2 protein-coding genes and 1 pseudogene are annotated in these 3,292 nt (G+C 74.5%); 2 read left to right on the top strand and 1 reads right to left on the bottom strand.

What is annotated here, in order from left to right; all coding sequences use genetic code 11:
- Nucleotides 1–247: 247 nt before the first annotated feature.
- Nucleotides 248–1,120, bottom strand: coding sequence for a bacterial transcriptional activator domain-containing protein (locus tag ACFV6D_RS30420; protein WP_063352989.1), 873 nt, complete (start codon nt 1,118–1,120; stop codon nt 248–250).
- Nucleotides 1,121–1,717: 597 nt separating this feature from the next.
- Here ACFV6D_RS30420 and ACFV6D_RS30425 point away from each other — a divergent pair.
- Both ACFV6D_RS30425 and ACFV6D_RS30430 read left to right on the top strand, forming a co-directional pair.
- Complete coding sequence (locus ACFV6D_RS30425) at nt 1,718–2,929, top strand: aminotransferase class I/II-fold pyridoxal phosphate-dependent enzyme (protein WP_063352988.1); 1,212 nt, start codon at nt 1,718–1,720, stop codon at nt 2,927–2,929.
- Between the two features lie 102 nt (nt 2,930–3,031).
- Nucleotides 3,032–3,292, top strand: a pseudogene (locus ACFV6D_RS30430) (beta-ketoacyl-[acyl-carrier-protein] synthase family protein); the annotation flags it as partial.

Consider the following 3,292-nt stretch of genomic DNA (forward strand, 5'->3'; position numbering starts at 1 on the left):
CCCCGCCCGCCCCCCCCCGCGCGGCCCCGCCCCCCCGGCCCCCCGCCCCGCCGCCTGGCGCGGCGGGCGGGGGCGGCGCCCCCCCCGCGGGGGGGGCCGCCCGCCACGACGACAGGCCGTCAGGCCGCGCGCACCGGCGATCCGCCGAACCACGCGCGCACCGGCAGGCTCTCAAGCCGCGCGCACCGGCGATCCGCCGAACCGCGCTCACCGACAGGCCGTCAAGCCGCGCGCACCGCCGGTCCCGTCAGGCCGCGCGCACCGGCGGCCCGGCCGGGCGCGCCAGCCGGGCCAGGGCCAGCGGCTCGAAGATCCCCATCAGCACCGGGTCCACCGGCCGCACCACCGCCGGAGCGGGCGCGACGGGAGCGGGGGAGCGCAGCAGCGCCAGGTAGAGCTCCTGGGTCTCGGCGGCCGGGTCGATGCCCAGCTCCTCCGCCAGCACCCGGCGCAGCTGCTGGTAACAGCGCAGCGCCTCGGCCCGGTTGCCGGCCGCGGCCAGCGCCTCCATCCGGCAGCGGTAGGCGCTCTCGCGGAACGGGGCGCGGCGCACCGCCTCGTCGGCCCAGCGCAGCGCGTGGTGCTCCTCGCCCAGCGCCGAGGCCGACAGGCTCGCCGTCTCCAGCGCGGACATCCGCAGCTCCTCCACGTGCTCGCGCACCCCGCCCGCCCACTCGCCCTCGTGGTCGGGCAGGAACGCGCCGCGCAGGTTGGCGATCGCCCCCGCGGCCAACTGCTGCGCCACCGCGTAGGAGCGGGCCGCGTACGCCTCCCCGGCCTCCCCGACCGCGCTGGCGGCGGCCTCCAGGTCCACCGCCGCGTCCGCGGGCAGCCGCAGGACGTAGCGCCCGCCCTGGGCGATCAGCGGGGTGGCGCCCGGGCCCTGGCCGGGGGAGGCGACGAAGGCCCGCACCCGCGAGACCACGCTGCGCAGCGCGGAGGCCCAGGTGTCGGGCAGGCCGTCGGGCCAGATGGTGTCGGCCAGCTGGTCGCGGCTGGTGCCGGCGGAGCGTTCCAGGACCAGGCGGGCGAACGCCACCTGGGCCTGGGCGCTGGACAGGTGCTGCGGGGCGCCGCGGTCGTGCTCGATCGTCACAAGTCCTGTCAGGCGGATCAGCATGAGAATGTCCCCGATCTGCCGGACGGACTGTCTTCCCGGAAGCCGTTCAACGTGCTCCAACCCCCTTGAGCCAAAGCGGAGCCGACGGCCCGTGACGCCGGGCCGACGGCGTGGGAAACCTGGACCGGAAATTCCGCCTACCAGCCGTTCGGTTTCGGCGGATTTCGACCATACATTCGGCGCATCACACGGTGTCAACACTGGTCGACAAAACATACCCACCGGCCGGTCCATGCGTCGTGGACGCAGGGTTTCTGCACGTCAGAGCGTTACCGCAGGCCGAGAACACGGCTATTGCGGACGCCTTGCGCATCCTGCCGTAGAAATGTAGTCATCCTTGAGCACCCCGCGTGAAGGCTTCGAGAAACACCACCCACCCCCTGCGCCGGGCACCACCCGTAAAAGCCCCGGGACTATCCCGGGAGGAAACCCCAGCACCACCACCCGCCCCCGCGCCGGGAAATACCGAAAACAATCCGGAACAAGCCGACGACGAACCGCCGAACAGCCGACGGACAACCGGCGGCAAACCGACGGCAAACCGCACGGCAAAACCGCCGCGCGCCCGCCGCGCCCCGCCGAGAAGGAGACCCGCACGTGAACGCCACCGGAGCATGGGACCGCCTGGAGCCGAAGCTCGCCGCCACCCTGGACCGCGTGGCCGCGCTGGAGTCCGACCCCTCACGCCGCAACAGCTTCGTCGCCTACACCATGGAACGCGACAGCGCCTACTGCGACCTGGACGGCGAGCGCCTGCTCATGATGTCCGGCTACAGCTACCTGGGCCTGGCCGGAGACGAACGCGTGGTGGCCGCCGCCAAGGCCGCCGTCGACGTCTACGGCACCGGCAACCACGGCGTGCGCGCCCTGGCCGGCACCATCCCGCTGCACGAGGAACTGGAAGCCGAGGTCGCCCGCTTCGCCCGCCGCGAACGCGCCCAGGTCTTCGGCTCCGGCTACGCCGCCAACGTCGGCACCGTCGGCGCCCTGGTCGGCCAGGGCGACACCGTCCTGATCGACAAGTACGACCACGCCAGCATCGTCGACGGCTGCCGCCTCTCCGGCGCCACCGTCACCCGCTTCCGCCACAACGACGTCGACCACCTGGAACGCCGCCTCAAGGCCGCCTCCCCGACCGGCGTGCGCCTGGTCATCGTCGACAGCGTCTACTCCATGGACGGCGACATCGCCCCGCTGCCCGAACTGCGCGCGGTCTGCGACGCCCACGACGCCCTCCTGATGGTCGACGAGGCCCACGCCCTGGGCGTCATCGGCGAGACCGGCGGCGGCATCGAGGAGCACTTCGGCTACCGCCACCGCGTCGACATCAAACTCGGCACCCTCTCCAAGGCCATCCCCTCCATGGGCGGCTGGGTCGCCGGCAGCCACGAACTGATCGGCCACCTGCGCTACGCCGCCCGCCCGTTCCTGTTCTCCGCCGCCCTCGGCCCCGCCCAGACCGGCGCCGCCCTGGAGTCCCTGCGGATCCTGCGCCGCGAACCCGAACGCGTCACCCACATCCAGGTCCAGGCCGAGCGCCTGCGCCGGCGCCTCAACGACGCCGGCATCTCCACCATGGACTCCGCCACCGCCGTCCTGCCCGTCATCGCCGGCTCCGACGACGCCGCCTACGACTACGCCACCGCCTGCCGCAAGGCCGGCGTCATCGGCCTGCCCGTCGTCACCCCCGCCGTGCCCAACGACCTGGCCCGGCTGCGGATCGCCGTCACCGCCCGCCACACCGCCGCCGACATCGACTTCGCCGCCGACGCCTTCCTGACCGCCGCCGCCCAGACCGGCCTCATCTGACCGAGCCGGCCCCCGGCCCACCCAGGAAGGCCCGCCGGCCCCCGGCCCCGCCCCACCTGGGAAGGCCCGCGCCGGCCCCCAACGCCCGGAAAGGACAAGACCATGGCAGCCCGCCCCACCCGGCCCCCCATCGCCGTCACCGGCCTGGGCGTCGTCAGCCCCGCCGGCCACACCCCGGCCGCGTTCTGGCACACCGTCAGCACCGGCACCCCCACCGCCACCGCCCTCACCGACCCCGCCCTGGCCCGCCACCGGGTCCGCCTGGGCTGCCGCGTCACCGACCTGCCCGACAACGGCCCCGTCCCCGCCAAGGACGCCCGCCGCCTCGACCCCTTCGCCCACTACGGCACCCTCGCCGCCCTC

It is taken from the genome of Kitasatospora sp. NPDC059812 (assembly GCF_042732075.1).
Taxonomy (GTDB): Bacteria; Actinomycetota; Actinomycetes; order Streptomycetales; family Streptomycetaceae; genus Kitasatospora.